The sequence below is a fragment of the Bacillus sp. FDAARGOS_235 genome (assembly GCF_002073415.2).
GTDB classification, from domain to species: Bacteria; Bacillota; Bacilli; order Bacillales; family Bacillaceae_G; genus Bacillus_A; species Bacillus_A toyonensis.
This window is the reverse complement of record NZ_CP020437.2, coordinates 3,122,085-3,144,937: the sequence shown is the minus strand read 5'-3', so window position 1 is coordinate 3,144,937 and position 22,853 is coordinate 3,122,085. Positions and strand designations below refer to the sequence as shown.

The window sequence follows — 22,853 nt, the reverse complement described above, 5'->3', positions numbered from 1 at the left end:
GAAACAAGTTTAATCTTACAAAATAATCTTAAATATGACAACACATTCCAATCATTTCCCAAAGATTTTATCATATCATGTTTTTTATAGTGTATAACTTGATAAATAATTTTCAGAAAACAATAAAAAGCCAACAAAATTTTTTGTTGGCTTTTTATGTTTTAGTAATAACCATATTGCTCTTTTTCTTCTCTTTTATCGTTTAAAACAACACCTAGTAGTTTTCCTGATGCTTTATCTAATATTTGTTTCGCTTTTACGATTTTATCTTTTTCTGTCTTTTCGCTGCGCACAACGAGCACAATTCCATCGCATTTATTCGCAAGTATTTGTGCATCCGTAACCGCAAGGACAGGTGGTGTGTCGATTAAAATGATATCAAACATGTTATATGCTTCTAGCAACGCTTCGTCCATTGCCCGGCTCCCTAATAGTTCTGCTGGGTTTGGCGGGATTGGGCCTGCTGCCATTAAATATACGTTCTCTATATCTGTTTTTTGAATGCATTGCATAAGCTTTGCTTGTCCTGATAATAAGTTCGTTAACCCATTTGAACTATGAATGGCAAATAAGTTTTGTATCGTCGGCTTACGCAAATCAGCTCCAATTAATAAAACTTTCTTTCCTTGTTGGCCGAAAACAACTGCTAAGTTTGCGATTGTCGTTGTTTTCCCATCACCTGGATCTGCCGAGGTAACGATAATAGAACGAACATGACTATCTACAGATGTAAATTCAATGTTTGTACGAATGTTACGATATTGTTCTGTAATACGCGATTTAGGTTCTTTATGTGTAATTAATTGTCGTAATGATTTTCTTTTCTTTCTCCCGAACATATTCATAATCTCCTTTTGTGAAATGCGACATTTCCCTTTTCTCTCTCTTATGCTCGATTTCATACGTCTAATTAATATTTTGTATTGCTAATTTCCCCACATCTCATCATAATCAATAACATTCTACTTTGTCTTATATAAGTGCCTTAACAATATGACAATGCCCTTACTTCTTCATTACCTTTATCACTTATCCTATTTTCTAAATAAATGATAAAGTAAATGATATGGTAATTACCATCTATTCACAAGTAATTTTCTGATTAGTTTGTATTTTACCACTTCATCGCTATATAACAGAAATAAAAAAATCTCCTTGTACGTTCACAAGGAGATTTTTTTATTTGTTCTCTATTCTTTTTTATCACCAATTGCAAATGTGATTTCAGCTTCACATGCAACTTCACCATCTACTGTCGCAATGGCTTTTCCTTTTCCGATCGGACCACGTACACGTGTCATTTCAACTTCTAGGCGAAGTTGATCACCAGGGCGTACTTGTTTTTTGAAACGACAATTGTCGATACCTGCGAAGAAAGCAAGTCTTCCGCGGTTCTCTTCTTTCTTTAATACAGCAACCGCTCCGACTTGTGCTAACGCTTCTACAATAAGTACGCCAGGCATAACTGCATAGTCAGGGAAGTGTCCATTAAAGAATTCTTCGTTTGCAGATACATTTTTAATTCCAACCGCTCTTTTTCCTTCATCTACTTCTAATATTTTATCAACAAGTAAAAATGGATAGCGGTGAGGAATGATTTCTTTAATTTGTTCTATATTTAGCATGTAATGATCGCCCCTTTTGTAATATTGGTCTTACCACTTGGACATATTGTTATTATCCCATTTTGTTTATCGTTTGTCATTACAAAGTGAATTTTTATATTTAGTATACTTACTTCTCCATATAAAAAAATGCACACACTCTATTCCCTTAAAATAGTTGCACATTCCTGCAACTGACACGGAGGTAGAAAAGAGTGTATGCCCAGATTAGGGAAAGGCAATATGTATTGAAACATTATTTGCCTTAATGTCGTATTCGACTCATTATATTATAAACGTTTTCAAATAAGGAAATATTAAATTTAACCATATATATGAATATTCCACCTGTTTCCTTCGTTTTTCTTTATTTTCCTCTCATTTTCGCAAAAAATCGAAATAGAAAAATAGAAAAATAAAAAAGAACTAAAGTTTACACCTTAGTTCTTTCTACTTTATCCAGCCTTTTGTGTGCTAATAATCAGTTGGGTGCCCCACTGATGAAAGTTTCACTTTATTTCAAAGCACGACGTGGTAATTTGTCGATATTCTCTAACATAATACCTGTACCAACCGCAACACATTGCATTGGGTTTTCAGCAATTAATACTGGTACCTTTAATTCTTCTGCTAGAAGCATGTCGATACCGTGTAGTAAAGCTCCACCGCCTGTTAAAATAACACCACGGTCGATAATGTCCGCAGATAGTTCTGGTGGTGTGCGCTCTAGTACGCCTTTTGCAGCTTGTACAATGATAGCCGCGTCTTCTTTTAGTGCTTCTGTAATTTCTTCAGAGCATACTGTAATTGTACGTGGTAAACCTGTTACCATGTCACGTCCACGAATTTCAAGCTCTTCACTACGTGCACCTGGGAATACTGTACCGACTTTAATTTTAATATTTTCTGAAGTACGTTCTCCAATTAATAGCTTATACTTACGTTTAACATAGTTTAAGATCTCCATATCAAACTTATCGCCAGCCATTTTGATAGAAGAAGAGGTAACAATATCACCCATAGATAGTACAGCGATATCTGTTGTACCTCCACCAATATCAACAACCATGTTACCGCTTGGTTGGAAGATTTCCATACCCGCACCAACTGCGGCTACTTTTGGTTCTTCTTCTAAAAATACTGTTTTACCACCTGAACGTTCAGCAGCTTCACGAATTGCTTTTTGTTCTACTGATGTGATATTTGTTGGACAACAAATTAAAATGCGAGGTTTTGAAAAGAAGCTCTTTACGTCCAACTTGTTAATGAAATACTTTAACATCGCTTCTGTAATTTCGAAATCTGCGATTACACCATCTTTAAGTGGACGAATTGCTACAATATTACCAGGCGTACGCCCCACCATACTTCTTGCTTCTTCACCTACTGCTAATACTTTACCTGTATTACGATCAATTGCCACAACAGATGGCTCATTTAATACAATACCCTTACCTTTAACATGAATTAATACATTAGCCGTACCTAGGTCAATTCCGATATCTCGCGCAAACATTCCCGTCTTTTCCTCCTCGATATTCAAAATCAGGTTACACCCGAATTCTTTTACACCTAATTTCTGATTTTATCATAAATTTAACAGAAACGTAATATTCGCAAAAAGAATTCTTCTGAAAAATATTACCGAATGCACGCGGAATGTTTGCTAACGTATATTTATCTTATATTAACGGAAGGTAAGACTCTCATCTCAAAATCAATCCGACGAGTTTAGAAGAGTTGAGCGAAAGACAAAAAGCCTGCAAACGCCCGATTACTGAAGACTAATAATCAGTGAGGCATGCCCCACTGATTAAAGTTTCACTTTATTGACGTACAGGCTTTTCTACATCTTCTTTTCTATATTTTTGCTTTGTTGCTTCTCCGCCTCTTAAATGACGAATAGACTTATGATAATCAAGAATTTCTTTCACTTCATTTGCGAGCTCTGGGTTAATTTCTGGTAGACGTTCTGTTAAATCTTTATGGACTGTACTCTTTGATACCCCAAATTCCTTTGCAATTACACGCACTGTCTTTCTTGTCTCCACGATATACTTACCAATCTTGATAGTTCTCTCTTTGATGTAATCGTGCACACCACTCGCCTCCCTAAATTGGATGTGAGAAGTGTGAAATGAGCTTCGCTGCATACGACTAAGAAGTAAGTGTGAGTGCTGTTTGTAAGCGTTAAACATTCTTGGATTTATAATGAAATGATTCACGATTTCTCACCTCAAACACTCTCTTTGCTTTGGTTTATACCATTGTATTGCCCGCACTACTGATATATGCTACATGTTCACTATTTTTGCGGACTAAGTTAAGAAAAATTACGTTTTTTTGTGAGAAATGCGTTAACAATGACTATTTTGGCAAAAAAATGACACCTCGTTTAAAAGGTGTCATTCTTCTCGATCATATTCTTCTTCTAACAATTGATGGTGGGGAACTTCCTTCTTACCGGCAATATAATAATACAAAGTAAATAAAACAAACAATAATATAATAGCAATCGACAGAACAAACAAAAACGACACAGTATCCCCTCCCTTTTGTAATATATATTCGAGAATCTCGTCATTTTTCCTTGTTATTGCAACTTTTTTCTCGAAATTGATTATTTTTATATAAAGTTCAACTAATAATCGGGCTTTTACGGGCAGTTAATCCTCCCTCACTTCTTTGCTTTCGCTAAATTTTGAGATCGGGGTCTTACCGCCCGCAAATAGCAGGATAAAAATAAAAAAATCAGTTCTCTTAATGAGAACTGATTTTTTCACTTTCTTATTCTTGTGAAGAAGAACTGTTAGATGATTCTGTAGAACCATTTGTTGATTTTTCTTCTTTCTTCGGTTCTTCTTTTTTGTCACTAGTCGAACCACTTGTTGATTTCTCTTCTTTTTGAGACTTATCTTCTGTTTTACTTTCTGGTTTCGTGCTCGTTGACTTCTCTTCTTTTTGAGATTTGTCATCAGCTTTTTTACCAGAAGCATTCGTTGCTTTTGTAGCACCTGCATCAGCTTTAATTTCTGCTACTGATTTATTTAAGTAGCGCTCAGGGTTCACAGCCACATTGTCTTTACGTACTTCAAAGTGAACGTGAGAACCTGCTTCTTTATTCATTGCACTTAGACCGGATTTTCCTAATACTTCACCTTGTGCAACTCTTGCACCTTTTTCTACTTTCACACTGCCTAAGCTTTGATAAGAAACTGCTACACCATTTCCACTATCAACTGTTACAACATAACCAAGAAGTGAATCTTTTTCAGCTTTTGTTACTGTGCCACTTAAAGCAGCAGCAACATTGAACTCTTTTCCATTTTTCGCAGCAATGTCAATTCCTTTATTCGGGGAATATGTGTTGTTATAAAAGACAAGTGCTTTTTCTTGTTCCGCCTCAGTTGCTGCATCTTCATAGAATCTCTTCTGCACGACTACTTCCGCATTAGCGGCTGCTGGCATTTTCACTACTTCTGAAGATTTCGTTACTGGTATTGCTGGATCTTCCGATTGTGTATACGGTGTTGCTTGATCGTGGTTCGGAGTCTTCTTTGGATTAGCTCCTTGGAACCATAGCGCAACCACTAGGATTACCGCTGCACAAGCAATGTATAGTGCCGGAAACACCCATCTTTTTTGAAATAAATGTACTACCTTTTGCGACTTTTTATTATTTCTTCCTCGCATTCCATCATCACCTCAGCAATCATTTTGAACAATATTCATGTATCCTATACAACGTATAACTAATTACTTTTCGACAAATTATGTAAAAATATGTATAGAAATTGTAAAATTTCCGAGGAAATGATGAAAAAAGAAAAAACTGAGCATTTTCAGCTCAGTTTTTAGTCCATTTGTTTCTTTTTATATACGATTAAACATGCAACAACCGAAAGAATAAGCCACACTCCAACATTCAAGACATGTCCGCTAATACTACTAAATCCCGCTCCCTCTACTAAGCTGTTAATCGCTTTGGCAATATGAGATGTTGGAAGATACTCGATCATCGTTTTAATTACTTTATTTTCAACCATTGGCTCAAATTGTACAGCTAAATACATCGTCATTAATATCGGCATTCCAATAAGTGATGTTTGCGGTACAGACTCAGCTAACAATCCAATCATTGTTCCAATCACAATAAATAGAATTGTTCCACATAAGAAAATAAATCCTAGTAATAAAAGATTTCCACCGAATTGATCCAAAATGAATAAGTTCACAATACAAATGCCCAACGTCAAACATGCTGTTAATATACTTTTCCCAAGAAGAACTTCAACAGAAGAAGCTGGTGATAGCATTAGCACACGTAACGTATGTTTTTCTTTTTCTTCTGCAATTACCATTGATTGAACAAACCCTGCAACAAATAGAAAGGCCATTAAAGTAATAATGCCAACCCCCATGCGCCCTTCTCCAAATCTGCTAAATATAAATGCAAATATAATTGGTAAAGATGCCATTAATAACACTTGTGAATTTGTCTTAAAATCTTGTACTTCTTTTCTAAAAATAGCTGATACACGTCTCATTGAAAATGTCATTATAATCCCCTCCCAGTAACTTCAATAAAGATATCGCCTAATGTTGGCTCGTGTGAATGAATAGATAGTAATTCACCTTTTTTCATCCATTCTGAAATACGTTTTGCACCTAATTCATCTTTTTGCACGACTTCTTTTTGCTTATCTTTTAATACGACTTGTATTTGATCTTTCGCGTATTGTAAGCGAAGGTTTTCTGGTGTATCAAGCGCTACAATTTCTCCGCCGCATAGAAAGGCGATACGGTTACAAAGCGTTTCTGCTTCTTCCATATTGTGCGTCGTTAAGAAAATCGTCGTTCCTTCTTTATTTAAGTCTTTTAAGATTTTATGAATGTTTTGTACGTTAACTGGATCGAGTGCGGATGTTGGTTCGTCTAAGAAGAGGATATCTGGTTTATGAAGGATCGCTCTCGCTAGTGTGACGCGCTGCTTCATTCCCTTTGATAGTTTCTTTACTAATGTTTTTTTATCATCTAATAGATTCACTTGTGCTAGCACTTCATCGATTCGTTCTTTTTTGCAATCGTATAAGTCGCAAAATAATAGTAAGTTATCATAAATGCTAAGTCTTTCATATAAGCCACTGTTGTCTGTTAAAATACCAATTCGTTTATAATCGATGCTACTTGGTCCTGTAATGTCTTTCCCTAGTACTCTTACTGTTCCAACACTATGAAGTAATTGAGAAGTTAATATTTTTACTGTTGTTGTTTTACCAGATCCACTCGGTCCGAGGAATCCGAAAATTTCTCCTTGCTTCACCTCAATATTTACATTTCGAAGTGCCGTTTTTTCGTTGAAACTTTTCATTACATCTTTCATTTCAATTGCCAATGTCATTTCGTCATCCCCTTTGTTTTTCTTTATAGATGAAATTTGCTTTCGCAAGTTTCGATTTGTATGTTTCGCTTTTCTTGACTCAATCATATGAAAAACAAAGGGTAGGCGCAGTAAAATACCGGTAAAAGGAGTATTTTTACCGGTGAATGAATCATATTTCGATCCTATTGGAGCACTTTTTATAGCCCAATTACACCTTTTAATTCATCCATTCGTCCTTTTGAAAGCGGAATTGAACTTTTTCTTTCGTCATCCAAAATTAAACTAAAACTGTTCCGTGTCCAAGTAATAACTTCTCGTACTCGTTGTAAATTAACGAGGTACGAGCGATGACATCTAAAGAACCCGAATCCTGTTAATCTCGATTCTAGTTCACTTAACGTTAATGCACATACGAAATCACCTTCACGCACATGAATATGTGTCACTCCATTTTGTGTTTCAATGAAATGAATTTCCATCGGATCAAGTAAAATGATTTTATCGTTCACTTTCGCTGGTATTCTTTCTAATTTCATCTGCGGAATCATTTGAACGACTTTTTCTTCATCGACTTCTTCCGCCTCTTCTTGCTCGATTTCGACCTTTTTCACACCATCGTTGTTTAATATGTATACATCTTCTGTTAACGAAAGAGCGTCTGACAGGAAAGAGGACGTAATAAAAATCGCCTTTCCTTTCTCTTTCATTTTCATAATTGCTTTTCGAATAATAATCGTACTTTCTGTATCTACATTTTGCTCTGGTTCTTCCAAAATAACTAAATCCGGATTATGAATCATTACTCGTCCAATATGAAGGCGACGTTTCTCTGAAAATGACAATTTTTCTACTTTCACGTTTAACTTATCTAGGAGACCAACACATTGTACAACTTCTTCTATACTTATCTTTGATTCATAAAGCCCTAACAAAAATTTAAAGTATTCCTTCACCTTCAAACGATCATATGCCTCATCTTTCAAAAAACAAAAACCGATGCGGGAATAATTTTTCTTTCCAATCGCTTCGCCTCCAAATAGCACATTGCCAGTTGAAGCTTCTTCTTCACCAATAATGATGCGATGCAACACTTTAGCTGTATGGTTATTACATTGCAAAACAACACATTGTCCTTTCTCAACCTCTAGCTCAATTACTGGTAACTGGTTCGTCTTCCCTAATTGTTTCAACTCCAGTAGCGCCATTTCGTCTCCCCCAAATGCTTTTTATCCTATTATACCAAACAATTAATGGAAAATTTTGATATTTTTATGAAACACATAAAAATAAGGCTATCCAAATGAACGGATAGCCTTATTCTCTATTTTTGTTCTACCATATAAGTTTTGAGTGAATCACGAAGTACTCTTTTTAAAAACTTATCTACAAATAATGAAAAAGGAGCTAATCTTAATTAGCTCCTTTCACGTTCTACTTCTTCACCATCAGTTTTCCCTCATAATCATTCATCGTTTTTATTTCAACACCTTTATAATAATGAGCGACGATATCTGTATATTTCTTACCTTCCGCTGCCATACCATTCGCACCGTATTGACTCATACCAACACCATGACCGAAGCCTTTCGTCGTGACAATGATTTTATTGCCCTCTTGTTTCCATGTAAAATCAGAAGAGCGCAAATCTAACTTTTCACGAACTTGTTTTCCTGTTAATGTTTTCCCTTGGAACGCTACATCCTTTACTCTTTTACCCTCCGTAAGATCTTTAATGTTTCCAACCTTTCCATCCGCCAACACTTTCACACCGAGACGTTTTTGAAAATCAGCTACTGTGAATGTTTGCTCGCTTGTAAACTTTGGAGAGGCTTGATCCCACGGGCTATCTACACTTTTCAAATACGGATAATCATTTCCCCAATAATCAGCTGCATTCTCTGTTCGGCCGTTACTCGTTGAGAAGAAAGACGCTGAAATCGGTTTTCCCTCATACGTTAAAACTTGTCCTGCGGTTTTAGAAACGGCTTCCTCGATTTTCTTTAAATTGTTTTCGTAGTTATTGCCCCATTGTTTTTTCAATTCCTCTTTGCTTTTGTACACTTGATCTTTCACCGTATCTACCACATCTGCATTGTTTTTCTTTTCTCCACTTAGCATACGCTGCACCACGAATGTTCTTGCTGCTAATGCCTGTGCCTTTAGCGCCTCTATTTCAAAACTGGCATTCATCTCAGAAGCTACTACACCGGTCACATATTCCTCCACAGGTAATGTTTCTACCTTCTTCTGTTGGTCGCGATATACAGCAACTTGAACTGCTGTATCCACTTTCCCTGGAGCTGGTATACTTTCTATCGCTGGAGGAGTTTTAGAAGCTGCTTCTTCTCCTATTTTTGCTTTCGCAAACGGAATTACAAGAGCAGCGGGTACAATGATAACGAGCGCTATTAAAAGCACTACTATAATGAAAAATGGCTTTGAAAATTTCATCCTATTCCCCCAATATAAAGTTGGCTTCCTTTCATTCTTATGGAACTACGGAATTTTTTAGAACATACTTGGGGGTATCGCTATAGACTGAAGTTTTAATGCGTTGGAGTCTTACTGCCCGCTAATGCGAGATAAAACGAAAATTTTCTAAATATTTTTACTGGTACGTGCATAAGTATAGAGTTTATTGACTATAACAGTAATAACCCAAAAAAAATAGTCTCTATATCAAAAGACATAGAGACTACTTCAATTAAGCGTGAAGATCAGAAACTTCTTGTTCTTTCACTTCTTCTACTTTTTCGTTTACACGTTCAATAGTTGCACCTAATGCAGCTAATTTCTTATGGAAGTCTACATAACCACGGTCAAGATGCTTTAATTCAGTTACACGAGTGTAACCTTCTGATACTAAACCAGCTAAGATTAATGCTGCAGCTGCACGTAAATCAGTTGCACCTACTTCAGCACCTTGTAAGCTGTTTGGACCGTTCATAATAACAGAACGACCTTCGATTTTAATATCAGCATTCATACGACGGAATTCTTCAACGTGCATAAAGCGGTTTTCGAATACCGTTTCTGTAATCATACTTGTTCCATCAGCTTGTAGTAATAATGCCATCATTTGTGATTGCATGTCTGTTGGGAAACCTGGGTGAGGCATAGTTTTAATATCAACCGCTTTTAACTTATCTGGGCCGATAACACGTACACCTTCATTTTCCTCAATAATTTTAACACCCATTTCTTCCATCTTCGCTGTAATTGAGCGTAAATGTTCAGGAACAGCATTTTCAATTAAGATGTCTCCACCAGTAATTGCTGCTGCAACCATGAATGTTCCCGCTTCAATACGGTCAGGAATAATAGAGTGGTTTCCACCATATAATTTCTCAACGCCTTCGATACGAATCGTTCCAGTTCCAGCTCCGCGTACTTTCGCTCCCATCGCATTTAAGAAGTTAGCTAAGTCAACGATTTCTGGTTCTTTCGCTGCATTTTCAAGGATTGTTGTCCCTTTTGCTAATGTAGCTGCAGACATAATGTTTTCTGTCGCGCCCACGCTTGGGAAGTCTAAATAAATTTTAGCTCCTTTTAGTTCTCCCTCAACGTATGCCTCAACAAAACCGTTACCAACCTGTACTTTTGCTCCCATTGCTTCGAAGCCTTTTAAATGTTGGTCAATTGGACGTGAACCAATTGCACATCCACCTGGAAGTGCAATACGAGCACGACCGTTACGTGCTAATAATGGTCCCATTACTTGAACAGATGCACGCATTTTGCGTACATATTCAAATGGTGCTTCAATGTTTAGTTCTTTAGAAGCATCGATTGTTACTTGGTTATTTTCAAATACGACTTCAGCATTTAAATGACGTAATACCTCATTAATTGTGTATACATCAGACAAAACTGGTACTTCAGATAGTACATTCTTTCCATCACTCGCTAATAGGGCTGCAGCGATTATAGGTAATACAGCATTTTTTGCGCCCTCAACACGCACTGTGCCGTTTAACCGCTTTCCGCCACGGACGATGATCTTTTCCAAATTATTCCCCTCCGTGTCCTTTTTTCAGTATCTATTCACTCAATACTCAGAAGTTATGATCGGTGTGCCAACCACAATTGTATCTTTGTTGTTTGTAGAACGTATTGCTATTTGCACATTTATTTTCTCTCTATTTGTTGAAAGAGCGTCATCCCACTTTTTATTGTATGCGGAGACTGACACAAATGCTCTTTCTTCTACTTGTTCGATCGCTCTTGCTGAAAGATCTTTCAAAACCTGATTGGTTTTATTTTGCAAAACACCTTCAATCTTATCATTCAGTACACCTTGAACACAAGTGTAAATTATAGGTTTTTCATTAAAAATTTTATTCATTTTCTGAACATGCTTCGGGTCCCATTTCGCCCCACTTACTTCAAAAATAATGAAAGTGTTTTCTTTAGTATTTTCCTTACTCCAAGTTACTACTACTCGTTCTTCATATGAAGCAAACTTTTTATAGGATGTAGCTTTATATCCATCTGGAGATTGCTCTAAGTCCCATTTTTGAATATTTGCCTTCCCCTTCACATCGTTTAACAATTTTTGAAACGTATGTATGTTAGAAATTGTTTTTGTTTCTCGCGCTAACCATGACCATTTCTCCACTTTAGCATCATTTTTCTCTAAAGCCTTAATCATGTTCTCCATTTTCTGTTCATCGCTTATCGGTTTCATCTCTCTATATCCAACCAAAAAGAAAACAACACTCAAGGCAACAATAAGAATGGCTTTAAGCTTCAATTTCATCCCCTCCTATCCCCATTGTTAACGGAGATATGAGGTTCTATACACTTACTTTACTAAATACGTTAAACTCTTCGAATAGCCTAAATAATCAAGGAAAAAGTTACTTACAGATGTCCCAATTGCAATTGTAATTAGGATGAGTAATACCCTCGTCTGCAACACTTTTCCAGCTTTCATTAAACGCTCGATGTGAATACCTTGTAAGGCCCACCACGTAATGGTAATAAACAATAAATGCGAAACGATGGCAATCAGTGCTTGTTGCCCTAAAAGTTGTGCCAAAAAATCGACCCCTTTTTACTCGGCTACTACTTACGAAAGAATATAAAAACGATACCATAATAAGTAGGAGCCACACTTTTTCAAATGCAAATAAGCATCTTACATTTTACATCGTAAACTTCTCTCGAAAAAACGTATACCTATATGCATTTTCATTTGCGGCTAACACAAAATAAAAAGCGCAGAGTACCGACTCCACACCTTTTATTTTCACTATTGTACCACGTTCCCCAAGAAGAAGAAATCTTTCATTAATGGAAAATATTCATAAAAGAAATTGTATCCAATCATCGGCATAATCCCTAGTATTACAATCGAAATTGCACAAAGACTCATAACAACCTTTATATTTAATGGCAAACGAATTTTCTCTTCTACTTCTCCCGTCCGGAAAAACATTTGCTGTAAAATACGGAAATAATATACGAATGAAATGACTGTCGTACCCATCATAATAGAAGCTAGTACGTAATGAGCTGGCTCTACATGAAGTGCACCTAAAAAAATGTTAATCTTTCCGATGAAACCAGCTGTTCCTGGTATCCCGGCCAACGATAAAATAAAAATCGTCATTACTATCGCTGTAAATGGCGACCTGTTATATAATCCGGTGAAAATAGTGATATTTTCTTTGTCGCTTTGTAAGATTAAACCGTGGATAATTGCAAACGCGCCTATATTCATAAGCATATAGGCGAGCATGTAAAACCACATGCTATCCATCGTAAATGGTGATAATGCCACAAGTGGAACGAGTAAATACCCCGCATGCGCGATTCCTGAATAAGCAAATAGGCGTTTTACGTTATATTGCTTTAGTGCGACTACATTTCCGATAATCATCGTAATACTTGCTAGAACCGCAATATATATACTCATACGCCCGTATAAAGATTGCATGTCTCCTTGCACCGATACACTTGCAAAAATCATAAGGAACAGACGAATAATGAGTAGGAACCCAGCAATTTTAGAAATCGTTCCAAGGAAAGCAGTAACAGGTGTAGCCGCCCCTTCATACACATCGGGTGCCCACATATGAAACGGTACTGTTGCAATTTTAAACGAGAGCCCAACGAGCAATAGTAGAAATGCGAGAGCTAACAATAACTGAATACCACTAGTTAGCTCCCCGGTGAATACTTTTTGCATATCCACAATATTGGTTGAGCCTGTAATACCGTATAAATAACTCATTCCAAAGAGCGTAATCGCCGTTCCAATTCCTCCATTAATGACATATTTCATTGCCGCTTCATTTGATGCACGGTTCCTTTTTCGTATTCCTACTAAAACATAGGAAGAAAGTGATAGTAGCTCTAAACCGACGAAAAGTGTAATAAAATCAACACTAGAAGCCATGAACATCGCCCCAAGAAGGGCCATTAAAAATAAGTAATAATATTCTCCCTTATCTTCAATTGGATTTTTCTTGTCATCGCTCATTGCGGTGCATAAGATGAGGGCCGCTCCGCCTAATAACAACGTTTTAAACCCTTTTGAAAATCCATCTAACACAAACGATCCATTTAAAATATCTCCTGCTGGTTCGCCGTATAGCGTAATTAATGACACAATTGCTAATATGACAGCAGCGATTGCACTAAGCGCCACATACCTATGGTTCAGCTTAAAAAACAAATCACCTATGGAAAGAAGGATGGCAAACCCGAGAATAATGAATTCTGGCAACATGAGATGCCATGATAAGCTCAGTAACGTATCCATATCCATCCTACTTCACCCCCAATGTTTTCAATGTATTTTGAAGCGGATCCCCTAGTATTTCTGGCATTACTCCAATGGCAATAATACAGAAGATAAGCAATAGGACCGGGACGTACTCCCATCCGTGTATATCAGTTTTCGCTTCCCACTCTTTCTTACCAAATGTTACTTGGAGTGTCGCTCTTAATACGTACACAGCGGTTAAAATAATCCCAAGTACACCGACTGCAGCAATGACTGGCTCTCCTTGGAATAAGCCGAGAAAGGCAAGAAACTCACTCACAAATCCAGACATCCCTGGTAGTCCAAGCGATGCCATTCCTCCTGCTAGGAAGAAGCCGCTAAGTATTGGGACACTTTTTGCGAGTCCACCAAGCGCTGTAATATCCGACGTGCCAAAGCGCTGTTCTATAACACCAAGCAAGAAGAAGAGCAAGGCTGCAATTAAACCGTGCGAAACAACTTGGAATAGCGCCCCTTGTGTACCTGGTGCATTAAGTGCCGCAAGCCCCATTAAAACAATTCCCATATGCGAAATACTAGAGTAGGCAAGCACCTTCCTAAAATCCGTTTGGATGAGCGCTAAAAAGGCACCGTACAATAAGTTGATTACTCCTAAAATCGCAATTAGCGTGGCAAACTCGCGAAAGTATTCTGGGAATAGCCCCTTCCCAAAGCGAATCATCCCGTACGCTCCAATCTTTAGCAAAACGCCTGCATGAAGCATAACTACAGCAGGGTGCGCTTCAATATGCACATTGACCATCCAGCGATGCAACGGGAAAATAGGTAGTTTAATTGCAAAGGCAATCATTATAGCAATAAATACACCAAGCTGTATGCTACTCGGGACGATCTGTCCTCCCCCAGCACTTACACCTGTTAATATCTCTTTCAATTCCGCAATATTTGTCGTACCTGTTTTCGCGAACAAAATCGAGAAAACGATGAGCAAAATAGCTGATCCAATGCCGTTATATATTAAATAACTATATGCAGCCTTTTCACTCGATAATTTCCCCCACTTGCCAATTAATAAAAACATTGGTGGCAGTGTAATTTCAAAGAAAATAAAGAACAACATTAAATTTTTAGCAGCGAAGACACCGAGCATCCCTATTTCTAGCATGAGCAATAGCATATAAAATGCTTTTAAATTTCTTTTAATGGAAAACGCTGCAATTGCTGCAAGCATCGCTAGAAGGGCTGTCAGCACCATCATTACAAGTGACAAACCATCAATTCCAAGCTCGTAATAAATAGAAAACCATCTTTTATCCACCGCTGCAAAATCACCAAATTTAATCCATTTCACTTTTTCATCAAATAGCGATAGACTCTTTCCAGAAGCATATGTACAAGCGAGGACGGTAGCTATCCCAAATGGAAGCGCCGTCCCAAATAAACCGAGCGCTCGTACTGTACGCGATTCTTTTTTCGGTGTTAATACAAGTAATAGAATCCCTAAAAGTGGGGAGAAAATGAAGAACGTCAACAACAAATCATTCATCGTAAATCCCCTCCCGTATATAGCAAAATAATGACGAGGACCGCGAGCGAAACTGCTGTTACAGTGCCGTACACTTGTACATTCCCGTTTTGAAGCCTCGACAATGTGCCACTTACCCCTTTAACCAAACTTGCGATTAAAACAGCAATCCCTTCCACGACATATACTTCAAATAAGCGAAGCACATGAGCGATTCCCTTCGTAATAGGAATCACTGTCATATTGTATAGTTCATCCACATAATATTTTTCTTTCAAGAGCTTATGAAGAAATGACCTTTCTCCTCCTGCCCAATTTTTTGAGATAGTTTTCTTTCCATATATGAAATACGCAAGGGCAATCCCCCCAAATGAAACGAGCGTCGCAACAATCATAATCCAAACTGGTCCATGTGCTTCTTCCACTTTAAATTGTATATCCTTCGTCAGCCAATCTCCGAGAAACGTTCCAAACCACGGTGTATTTATATATCCTGCTACTACCGCGAGAACGCCGAGAACAATCATCGGATACGTCATAATACGCGGCGAGTCATGCACGTCTTCCTTCGTCTTCGCTTCCCCAGTAAAGACAAGAAAGTATAGGCGGAACATGTAGAATGCTGTTAGGAATGCCGCAAAGACTGCTAGAACAAATAGAAAGTAATTGCCACTCATCCAAGTTGCTGCCAAAATTTCATCTTTACTAAAAAACCCCGAAAGAAGCGGAACTCCACTAATTGCAAGTGTACCTATTAAAAATAACGTACCCGTTACTTTCATCTTCTTCTGTAAACCGCCCATTTTATTAATGTTTTGCGTATGCACAGCATGAATTACACTTCCTGCTGCCAAGAATAGTAACGCTTTAAAAAAGGCATGTGTCGTTAGATGGAATATACCCGCTACATAACCAGCAGAACCTAAGGCGAGCATCATATACCCGAGCTGGCTAACTGTAGAATAAGCAAGTACCCTCTTTATATCCGTCTGTACAAGACCGATAGAGGCTGCAAATATTGCGGTGAAAGCCCCAACTATTGCCACCGTCTGCATTGCCACCACACTTGCCGAAAATAGCGGGAACATCGTTGCTACTAAATATACACCGGCGGCGACCATCGTCGCCGCATGAATAAGTGCCGAAACAGGCGTTGGCCCCTCCATCGCATCAGGCAACCACGTATGAAGCGGAAATTGACCTGATTTCCCCATCGCCCCGATAAAAATTAATATCGCCGTTATCGTTATCATAGTCGGGGACAGATCGCCTGTATGAATCGCTCTAAAAATTGCGTCATACTCAAAACTACCTGCATGCCAAAAGATTAAAATCATCCCAATAAATAAACCAACATCTCCAATACGAGTCATAATAAAAGCCTTTTTCGCAGCAGCCTTTGCTTCCTCCTTAAAGAAATAAAAACCGATGAGTAAAAATGAACCGAGGCCTACTAACTCCCAAAATATATAAAGCTGTAACAAATTCGTCGATATAACAAGCCCAAGCATCGCAAATGTAAAGAGTCCTAAATATGCATAAAAAGTTGGTAATCTTGCGTCACCTTTCATATAACCTTTTGAATACACATGTACAAGTAAGCTCACAAGTGTAACGATAAATAACATCAAAGCCCCTAATGCAGTCACTTCAAAGCCAAATGATATATCAATATCTCCAGTTCTAAGCCATACCCATTTATGCTTCACTGTGACCTTCGAAAATCTTTCTATTAATACAAGTACCGCGAGTATAAAGGAGAGAGAGACGAAGAAAATACTAAGTACGCTGCTTCCTTCTCTAATTTTCTTCCCGAACATAATAAGTAAAAAAAACGAAACAAGCGGGAAAAGCGGTATGAGCCATGCATAATCGATCATTGTTTCCTTCCCCCTTTTCGGTCACAATGCTATCCTTTAAGCGTATCCATTTCATCTACATGAACTGTCGTGCGATTACGATACAAAGCAATTAAAATGGCGAGCCCTACCGCCGCCTCCGCTGCCGCTACAGCCATCGTAAACAGCGAGAAGATTTGCCCTGTTAAATTCGGGAACAAACCTAATTTACTAAACGCCACTAAATTTAAATTGGAAGCATTTAGCATTAATTCGATACAAACTAATACGATTACTGTGTTTCGCTTCGTTAAAGCTCCAAATAAACCGATGCAAAACAAAATAATCGCAAGTGTTAAATACGCAGAAGCTGGAACGCTACTCATTGGAATCCTCCTCTTTCTCATCCTTCTTCGCAAGTATAATCGCGCCAACAAGTGCTACAAGTAAAATAACCGAGGTTAACTCAAATGGAATAATGTATTTCGAATAGAGAAGTGTACCGATTTGAAGTGTGTTTTTTTCATGGAGAGGTAAACTTCCTTGTGTGCTTTCATTTGAAAAATCGATACTATTAACAGCGAAATACATAACTGCCCCAAATGCTACAACTGCAAAGAAGATAATCCATTTTCGAAGAGTAAGACGTGATTCATTTTCCGCATTATGTTTCGTTAACATAATGCCAAAAATCATAATAATTGTGATTGCACCAGAGTAAAGTAAAATTTGTGCAACTCCGATAAACTCGGCCGATAAAAGAAAGTACAAACCTGCAATGCTGAGAAATGTCAGAACGAGAGCTAGCATCATATGCATTACTTTCGTTAAGTTCAACATGAGAACACCACCGATAATTGCAGACAAGGATAGTATAAAGAATGCTACAAACTCGCCATTCATGCTTTATTCTCCTTCCTGACGTTTTCATCGTTTTCGTCGAGCCACTGCAAATTTTTAAATAAATCATCACGTGAATATGCTGCGAGTTCAAAGTTATTTGTCATAACAATTGCCTCTGTCGGGCAAACTTCTGTACATAAATCGCAAAGTATACAAATTTCAAAATTAATATCATACGTATCAATAATTTTCCCTTTTTTCGTAGGGTCAGGATGTTTCTTTCCCGTCAATTGAATGCAATCTGTCGGACAAATGTTAGAACACTGATTACAAACAATACATTTCTCAGGATAAAACTTTTGAATCCCTCTAAAGCGATCTGGCAATGGCAACGGCTGATTTGGATAATCATACGTCACCTTTTTCTTACTCAAATTACTCAGCGTATATTTTAAACCTTTAAATAACCCTTTCATCTCTTACTGGCACCCCCTTCATAGATTAGAAGAATAGCTCCTTAATCAATGCCGTTAAGAAAATATTTGCAAGTGCGATTGGTAATAATACTTTCCAGCCAAACTCCATTAACTGGTCACCCCTTATACGCGGGAACGTAACGCGGAACCAAATTAATAGAAAGACTACACTGCTAAATTTCAAAGCAAACCATACAGCACCTGGAATAAATCCAAGAAACATGACTGGATTCCAGCCGCCTAAAAAAAGTACTGTAATTAAAGAGGCCATTCCGAAGAAATATACATACTCTGAAAGCATGAAAAACGCCCAGCGAAAACCTGAGTATTCCGTATGATATCCAGAAACAAGTTCTGACTCCGCTTCTGGTAAATCAAACGGCGTCCTATTTAACTCTGCTACTGCTGCGATTAAGAAAACGACGAATCCAATTGGCTGTACGAAAATGTACCAAACTTTCTCCTGCGCCGCTACAATTTCATTTAGATTCAAGCTACCAGCTAACAAAACGATACCAATTACGCTCATTACGAGCGGAATTTCATAAGAAATCATTTGCGCCGCCGCGCGCATCCCTCCTAAAAGGGAATATTTATTATTTGATGCCCATCCCCCAGTTACGACACCAATTGTCGTAATCCCAGAAACAGCAATGTAATACAGCAATCCGACACCAATATCCGCGAACTGAAATTTATCGGTAAACGGGATAACCGCAAGTACCATAAATGCTGGCGCAAATGCAATGACAGGTGCTAATATGAACAACGGTTTATCTGCAGCTTTCGGAATACTATCTTCTTTCAATAATAGTTTCAAAACATCAGCTACCGTTTGCAGTAAACCGAACCGCCCTCCAACTTGGTTTGGCCCAATCCGGCCTTGCATAAATCCCATCACTTTCCGTTCTGCCAAAATACCATATGTAACGAAGCCAAGGACTGCAAATAGTAGAAGCACTGCTAATCCGAAAAAAATGAAGAAATTCGTCCAGCTTGAAGGTGATTGTAAGAGCGTCTCAATCATTAGCCATCGACCTCCCCAAGTACAATATCGACTCCACCTAAAATCGTAATTAAATTGGCGATGTTTTCACCCTTCAATAACTTCGGTAAAATTTGCAAGTTATAAAAAGAAGGCCTGCGGAATTTCAGACGATATGGCTCTTTCTTTCCGTCACTAGCGATATAGCAACCAATCTCTCCGCGTGGTGATTCTATACGGACAAACGCTTCCCCCTTAGGCGCCTTAATAATTTTCGGCACTTTCGCCAGTACGGCTCCGTCCTTTGGAAACTGCTGGACTGCTTGCTCTACAATTTTTAACGACTCTTCAATTTCCTCCATTCGGCAAACGTAGCGATCCCAAGCATCTCCCACGCTTCCAACAGGAATATCAAAATTAAAACGATCATAAATCGAATACGGCTCATCTTTGCGAAGATCCCAGTTTACTCCGGTGCACCGCAAATTCGCTCCGCTTAAAGAATACGAAATTGCTTCTTCCGCGCTATATATGCCAACGCCCTTCACGCGATTCAAGAAAATCTCATTACCACTAACAAGGTCGTGATAACCTGCCAATTGCTCTCTCATGTATGGAACAAACTCTTCCACTTTTTCAATCCAACCATCCGGCGCATCCCACTTCACACCGCCAACTCTCATATAGTTAAAAGTAAGCCGTGCCCCACATAATTCATTTAATAAATTTATAATCATCTCTCGTTCACGAAACGCGTACAAAAACGGGCTGACCGCTCCTATATCAAGAAGATTTGTCCCCCACCAAACGAGATGGCTCGCAATTCTTCCCAGCTCCATCGCAAGTACTCGCAAGTATTCGGCACGTTCCGGAATTTCAAGTCCCATCATCGTCTCTACAGCATGGCAAATGACGTAATTATTCGTCATTGCTGATAAATAGTCCATTCGATCTGTATAAGGGATAATTTGCGTATACTGTAAGCTCTCAGCGATCTTTTCAGTCCCGCGATGCAAATACCCAATAACCGGTGTAGCTTCTTTAATAATTTCACCGTCAATCTTAATAACAAGCCTGAAAACACCGTGTGTACTCGGATGCTGAGGTCCTACATTCAAAAGCATTTCTTCCGTACGAATCATAAGTTACACCTCCACATCATACGGTTCATAATCTTTCCTAAGCGGATACCCTACCCAATCATCAGGCATTAAAATACGCGATAAATTCGGATGTCCCTTAAATGCAATGCCTAGCAGATCATACGCTTCTCGCTCCGGCCAATCAGCCCCTTTCCACAGCGCTGTTACCGATTCAACTTGCGGCTCTTCTCTATCCAGCTTTACCTTCACCGCTACAGACTGTTTCTTTCCATATGAAAATAAATGAACATACACTTCCATATGAGTCACAAAATCTGTCGCGTGTAGCTCTGACATATAATCAAAAGCAAGTCCCTCATGGAATCGTAGTAACTCCATCACCTCATAATATTTTGAAGGATCCACCACAAGAGTTGGTACATCTTTTGAAAGTTTATTAATATAGGAATCTACTAATGTGCTACCTCCTAATTTACCCCTAATAACCTCAACATACTGATTGAGATACGGCTGATTAACGGACGGCTCTTCTTGCTTCGGTACATCTTCCTTTTCACTTTCAGCACCCTTCGTCTTCGCCCTTGCCGCCGCAGCCGCTTTCGCCTTCGCTGCTGCAATTGCCTTCGCCTTTTCATCTCCCAAATTTCCATCACCTTGCGAAGCTTTCTGTTTCGCTAGCGCCGCTGCTTTTGCTTTCGCAGCTGCCACGGCCTTCGCCTTCGCTTTAGCCTTTTCTTCTTCCGTTACCTCTTCTGTTCCTTCTCTTTTTTGCTTCGCTAGCGCCGCCGCTTTTGCTTTCGCAGCTGCGGCTGCCTTCGCTTTGGCCTTTTCTTCTTCCGTTACCTCTTCTGTTCCTTCTCTTTTTTGCTTCGCTAGCGCCGCCGCTTTTGCTTTCGCAGCTGCGGCTGCCTTCGCTTTGGCCTTTTCTTCTTCCGTTACCTCTTCTGTTCCTTCTTTTTTTTGCTTTGCTAATGCTGCCGCTTTTGCTTTCGCAGCTGCGGTTGCCTTTGCCTTCACTTTGGCCTTTTCTTCTTCTGTTCCTTCTTCTGTTCCTTCTCTTTTTTGCTTCGCTAATGCTGCCGCTTTTGCTTTCGCAGCTGCGGCTGCACGTTGTTTTGCTTCTTCTACAGTCATTCCATCAATTTTTGGTAGCGCTTTCTCTTTTTCTTGATTTTCTCCCTCAAGCTTACTTATTTCCGCATCATGTTTCGCAACAAGACGTTTTCTCGCTTCCTCTTTCGCGCGCCTAGCAGCTTCTCTTTTCAGATCCTCTAAATCTTTATTTGGATTACTCATTTATTCGTCACCTGCTTCCCCGTCTTTGCCTCGTAACGAATTTTCTCTTTCAACTTATTAATTCCATAAATTAAAGCTGCAGGGTTTGGTGGGCATCCAGGAATATACACATCAACTGGTACAATTTGATCTACACCTTTCACAACAGCGTATGAATTCACATACGGACCACCAGCAGTCGCACAAGATCCCATCGCAATAACCCATTTCGGTTCAGGCATTTGATCATATAAACGCCTAACAATAGGAGCCATCTTCTTCGTTACCGTTCCCGACACAATCATGACATCTGATTGCCTTGGTGAAGTCCGAAAAAATGACCCAAATCGATCTAAATCGTAATGTGATGAACCTACTCCCATCATTTCAATCGCACAGCATGCCAGTCCGAATGTCATCGGCCATAAAGAATTACTCCTCGCCCACCCTTTTAACTGCTCCAATGTAGAAAAAAAGATATTTCTCTCTAATTCCGCTCGCTCATTTGGATGTAGTGCCTCAAAATTTATAACCATTGTAACACCTTCTTTTTCCAAGCATAAGCTAATCCAACTAGCAACATTACAACAAAGATGAGCATTTCAATTAATGCAAATAAACCTAGCTTGTCATATGCAACAGCCCATGGATATAGAAATAAAGTTTCTACATCAAAGATGACAAACAATAAAGCGAAAATATAGTAACGAGCATGAAACCGAATATTTGCATCATGAAAAGGCTCAATTCCACTCTCATACGTCGTCGCTTTTGCTGCACTTGGTTTGTTTGGGCGCAGCATCCTTCCTAATGTAAGAGCCACTACCGGCAGTAATATGCCTACTAGCAAGAAAATCAAAACGATCATATAACTATTTTCATATACACTTGCCATTGTGAAACCCTCCCCCCTAAATTAAGAACAAGTTCACTTAGTAAACAATATGTCCCAGTTGCGACAAATATTATTTTTAAATTTTTCTAAATAATTAAACTATTTTATTTATTATAGCAAACTTCAAATTCCTATGTCGATATGTTGAGGACAGAAACAAGAATTATTAAAATCTATTTTTATAACTCGCTAT

24 protein-coding genes are annotated in these 22,853 nt (G+C 38.5%); all 24 read right to left on the bottom strand.

Features of this window, described 5'->3' with window-relative positions:
* Positions 1-161: 161 nt before the first annotated feature.
* The 24 genes from A6J74_RS18100 to nuoA all read right to left on the bottom strand — a co-directional run bounded on the left by A6J74_RS18100 (position 162) and on the right by nuoA (position 22,660).
* Positions 162-839, bottom strand: a complete 678-nt coding sequence (locus tag A6J74_RS18100) for a CpsD/CapB family tyrosine-protein kinase (protein WP_000467972.1) — start codon at positions 837-839, stop codon at positions 162-164.
* 351 nt (positions 840-1,190) lie between these two features.
* Positions 1,191-1,625 (bottom strand): 3-hydroxyacyl-ACP dehydratase FabZ, encoded by a 435-nt coding sequence (gene fabZ, locus A6J74_RS18095; protein ID WP_000931959.1) that lies wholly within the window; start codon positions 1,623-1,625, stop codon positions 1,191-1,193.
* A 493-nt stretch (positions 1,626-2,118) separates the two neighbouring features.
* Positions 2,119-3,120, bottom strand: a complete 1,002-nt coding sequence (gene mreB, locus A6J74_RS18090) for a rod shape-determining protein (RefSeq protein WP_000457991.1) — start codon at positions 3,118-3,120, stop codon at positions 2,119-2,121.
* 310 nt (positions 3,121-3,430) lie between these two features.
* Complete coding sequence (gene spoIIID, locus A6J74_RS18085) at positions 3,431-3,703, bottom strand: sporulation transcriptional regulator SpoIIID (protein WP_000544012.1); 273 nt, start codon at positions 3,701-3,703, stop codon at positions 3,431-3,433.
* 306 nt (positions 3,704-4,009) lie between these two features.
* Positions 4,010-4,144 carry a hypothetical protein gene (locus A6J74_RS18080; protein ID WP_000008898.1) on the bottom strand — a complete coding sequence of 45 codons (135 nt, stop codon included), beginning with the start codon at positions 4,142-4,144 and terminating at the stop codon, positions 4,010-4,012.
* A gap of 247 nt (positions 4,145-4,391) precedes the next feature.
* Positions 4,392-5,297 carry a stage II sporulation protein SpoIIQ gene (locus A6J74_RS18075; RefSeq protein WP_001214952.1) on the bottom strand — a complete coding sequence of 302 codons (906 nt, stop codon included), beginning with the start codon at positions 5,295-5,297 and terminating at the stop codon, positions 4,392-4,394.
* A gap of 161 nt (positions 5,298-5,458) precedes the next feature.
* Positions 5,459-6,163, bottom strand: coding sequence for an ABC transporter permease (locus A6J74_RS18070; RefSeq protein WP_000144458.1), 705 nt, complete (start codon positions 6,161-6,163; stop codon positions 5,459-5,461).
* Positions 6,163-7,005 carry an ABC transporter ATP-binding protein gene (locus A6J74_RS18065; RefSeq protein ID WP_000170852.1) on the bottom strand — a complete coding sequence of 281 codons (843 nt, stop codon included), beginning with the start codon at positions 7,003-7,005 and terminating at the stop codon, positions 6,163-6,165. Before A6J74_RS18065 ends, A6J74_RS18070 begins: the two co-directional genes overlap by 1 nt.
* A gap of 179 nt (positions 7,006-7,184) precedes the next feature.
* Positions 7,185-8,192, bottom strand: a complete 1,008-nt coding sequence (locus A6J74_RS18060; RefSeq protein WP_001185964.1) for a LytTR family transcriptional regulator DNA-binding domain-containing protein — start codon at positions 8,190-8,192, stop codon at positions 7,185-7,187.
* A gap of 226 nt (positions 8,193-8,418) precedes the next feature.
* Positions 8,419-9,438, bottom strand: a complete 1,020-nt coding sequence (spoIID, locus tag A6J74_RS18055; protein ID WP_000672621.1) for a stage II sporulation protein D — start codon at positions 9,436-9,438, stop codon at positions 8,419-8,421.
* A gap of 253 nt (positions 9,439-9,691) precedes the next feature.
* Entirely contained in the window at positions 9,692-10,996 is a 1,305-nt protein-coding gene (gene murA / locus A6J74_RS18050) for a UDP-N-acetylglucosamine 1-carboxyvinyltransferase (protein ID WP_000411271.1), read from the bottom strand.
* 39 nt (positions 10,997-11,035) lie between these two features.
* Positions 11,036-11,740, bottom strand: a complete 705-nt coding sequence (locus A6J74_RS18045) for a YwmB family TATA-box binding protein (protein ID WP_000767897.1) — start codon at positions 11,738-11,740, stop codon at positions 11,036-11,038.
* A 51-nt stretch (positions 11,741-11,791) separates the two neighbouring features.
* Positions 11,792-12,028, bottom strand: a complete 237-nt coding sequence (locus A6J74_RS18040) for a DUF1146 family protein (RefSeq protein ID WP_000057885.1) — start codon at positions 12,026-12,028, stop codon at positions 11,792-11,794.
* Between the two features lie 213 nt (positions 12,029-12,241).
* Positions 12,242-13,756 (bottom strand): NADH-quinone oxidoreductase subunit NuoN, encoded by a 1,515-nt coding sequence (gene nuoN / locus A6J74_RS18035; protein ID WP_002104333.1) that lies wholly within the window; start codon positions 13,754-13,756, stop codon positions 12,242-12,244.
* Between the two features lie 7 nt (positions 13,757-13,763).
* A complete protein-coding gene (locus A6J74_RS18030; RefSeq protein ID WP_000998954.1) occupies positions 13,764-15,266 on the bottom strand; it encodes an NADH-quinone oxidoreductase subunit M in 1,503 nt (500 codons plus the stop codon).
* A complete protein-coding gene (nuoL, locus tag A6J74_RS18025) occupies positions 15,263-17,125 on the bottom strand; it encodes an NADH-quinone oxidoreductase subunit L (protein WP_000568190.1) in 1,863 nt (620 codons plus the stop codon). Before nuoL ends, A6J74_RS18030 begins: the two co-directional genes overlap by 4 nt.
* Before the next feature lie 29 nt (positions 17,126-17,154).
* Positions 17,155-17,469, bottom strand: a complete 315-nt coding sequence (nuoK, locus tag A6J74_RS18020) for an NADH-quinone oxidoreductase subunit NuoK (protein WP_000100083.1) — start codon at positions 17,467-17,469, stop codon at positions 17,155-17,157.
* Positions 17,462-17,986: an NADH-quinone oxidoreductase subunit J gene (locus tag A6J74_RS18015; protein ID WP_001012818.1), complete on the bottom strand. Its 525-nt coding sequence runs from the start codon at positions 17,984-17,986 to the stop codon at positions 17,462-17,464. Before A6J74_RS18015 ends, nuoK begins: the two co-directional genes overlap by 8 nt.
* A complete protein-coding gene (gene nuoI, locus A6J74_RS18010; protein WP_000677189.1) occupies positions 17,983-18,402 on the bottom strand; it encodes an NADH-quinone oxidoreductase subunit NuoI in 420 nt (139 codons plus the stop codon). Before nuoI ends, A6J74_RS18015 begins: the two co-directional genes overlap by 4 nt.
* Before the next feature lie 25 nt (positions 18,403-18,427).
* Positions 18,428-19,429, bottom strand: coding sequence for an NADH-quinone oxidoreductase subunit NuoH (nuoH, locus tag A6J74_RS18005; RefSeq protein WP_000573426.1), 1,002 nt, complete (start codon positions 19,427-19,429; stop codon positions 18,428-18,430).
* Entirely contained in the window at positions 19,429-20,529 is a 1,101-nt protein-coding gene (gene nuoD, locus A6J74_RS18000) for an NADH-quinone oxidoreductase subunit NuoD (RefSeq protein WP_000621442.1), read from the bottom strand. The genes nuoH and nuoD overlap by 1 nt, the downstream gene beginning before the upstream one ends.
* A gap of 3 nt (positions 20,530-20,532) precedes the next feature.
* Complete coding sequence (locus A6J74_RS17995; RefSeq protein ID WP_080609553.1) at positions 20,533-21,786, bottom strand: NADH-quinone oxidoreductase subunit C; 1,254 nt, start codon at positions 21,784-21,786, stop codon at positions 20,533-20,535.
* Entirely contained in the window at positions 21,783-22,301 is a 519-nt protein-coding gene (nuoB, locus tag A6J74_RS17990; RefSeq protein ID WP_000236327.1) for an NADH-quinone oxidoreductase subunit NuoB, read from the bottom strand. The genes A6J74_RS17995 and nuoB overlap by 4 nt, the downstream gene beginning before the upstream one ends.
* Positions 22,292-22,660 (bottom strand): NADH-quinone oxidoreductase subunit NuoA, encoded by a 369-nt coding sequence (gene nuoA / locus A6J74_RS17985; RefSeq protein ID WP_000179277.1) that lies wholly within the window; start codon positions 22,658-22,660, stop codon positions 22,292-22,294. Before nuoA ends, nuoB begins: the two co-directional genes overlap by 10 nt.
* Between the last annotated feature and the right edge of the window lie 193 nt (positions 22,661-22,853).

What these genes read in the sequence shown, in the direction of transcription:
- A6J74_RS18100 (WP_000467972.1), bottom strand. Translation starts at nt 839, where the DNA reads ATGTTCGGGAGAAAGAAAAGAAAATCATTACGACAATTAATTACACAT.
- fabZ (WP_000931959.1), bottom strand. Translation starts at nt 1,625, where the DNA reads ATGCTAAATATAGAACAAATTAAAGAAATCATTCCTCACCGCTATCCA.
- mreB (WP_000457991.1), bottom strand. Translation starts at nt 3,120, where the DNA reads ATGTTTGCGCGAGATATCGGAATTGACCTAGGTACGGCTAATGTATTA.
- A6J74_RS18075 (WP_001214952.1), bottom strand. Translation starts at nt 5,297, where the DNA reads ATGCGAGGAAGAAATAATAAAAAGTCGCAAAAGGTAGTACATTTATTT.
- A6J74_RS18070 (WP_000144458.1), bottom strand. Translation starts at nt 6,163, where the DNA reads ATGACATTTTCAATGAGACGTGTATCAGCTATTTTTAGAAAAGAAGTA.
- A6J74_RS18065 (WP_000170852.1), bottom strand. Translation starts at nt 7,005, where the DNA reads ATGACATTGGCAATTGAAATGAAAGATGTAATGAAAAGTTTCAACGAA.
- A6J74_RS18060 (WP_001185964.1), bottom strand. Translation starts at nt 8,192, where the DNA reads ATGGCGCTACTGGAGTTGAAACAATTAGGGAAGACGAACCAGTTACCA.
- spoIID (WP_000672621.1), bottom strand. Translation starts at nt 9,438, where the DNA reads ATGAAATTTTCAAAGCCATTTTTCATTATAGTAGTGCTTTTAATAGCG.
- nuoN (WP_002104333.1), bottom strand. Translation starts at nt 13,756, where the DNA reads ATGGATACGTTACTGAGCTTATCATGGCATCTCATGTTGCCAGAATTC.
- A6J74_RS18030 (WP_000998954.1), bottom strand. Translation starts at nt 15,266, where the DNA reads ATGAATGATTTGTTGTTGACGTTCTTCATTTTCTCCCCACTTTTAGGG.
- nuoL (WP_000568190.1), bottom strand. Translation starts at nt 17,125, where the DNA reads ATGATCGATTATGCATGGCTCATACCGCTTTTCCCGCTTGTTTCGTTT.
- nuoK (WP_000100083.1), bottom strand. Translation starts at nt 17,469, where the DNA reads ATGAGTAGCGTTCCAGCTTCTGCGTATTTAACACTTGCGATTATTTTG.
- A6J74_RS18015 (WP_001012818.1), bottom strand. Translation starts at nt 17,986, where the DNA reads ATGAATGGCGAGTTTGTAGCATTCTTTATACTATCCTTGTCTGCAATT.
- nuoI (WP_000677189.1), bottom strand. Translation starts at nt 18,402, where the DNA reads ATGAAAGGGTTATTTAAAGGTTTAAAATATACGCTGAGTAATTTGAGT.
- nuoH (WP_000573426.1), bottom strand. Translation starts at nt 19,429, where the DNA reads ATGATTGAGACGCTCTTACAATCACCTTCAAGCTGGACGAATTTCTTC.
- nuoD (WP_000621442.1), bottom strand. Translation starts at nt 20,529, where the DNA reads ATGATTCGTACGGAAGAAATGCTTTTGAATGTAGGACCTCAGCATCCG.
- A6J74_RS17995 (WP_080609553.1), bottom strand. Translation starts at nt 21,786, where the DNA reads ATGAGTAATCCAAATAAAGATTTAGAGGATCTGAAAAGAGAAGCTGCT.
- nuoB (WP_000236327.1), bottom strand. Translation starts at nt 22,301, where the DNA reads ATGGTTATAAATTTTGAGGCACTACATCCAAATGAGCGAGCGGAATTA.
- nuoA (WP_000179277.1), bottom strand. Translation starts at nt 22,660, where the DNA reads ATGGCAAGTGTATATGAAAATAGTTATATGATCGTTTTGATTTTCTTG.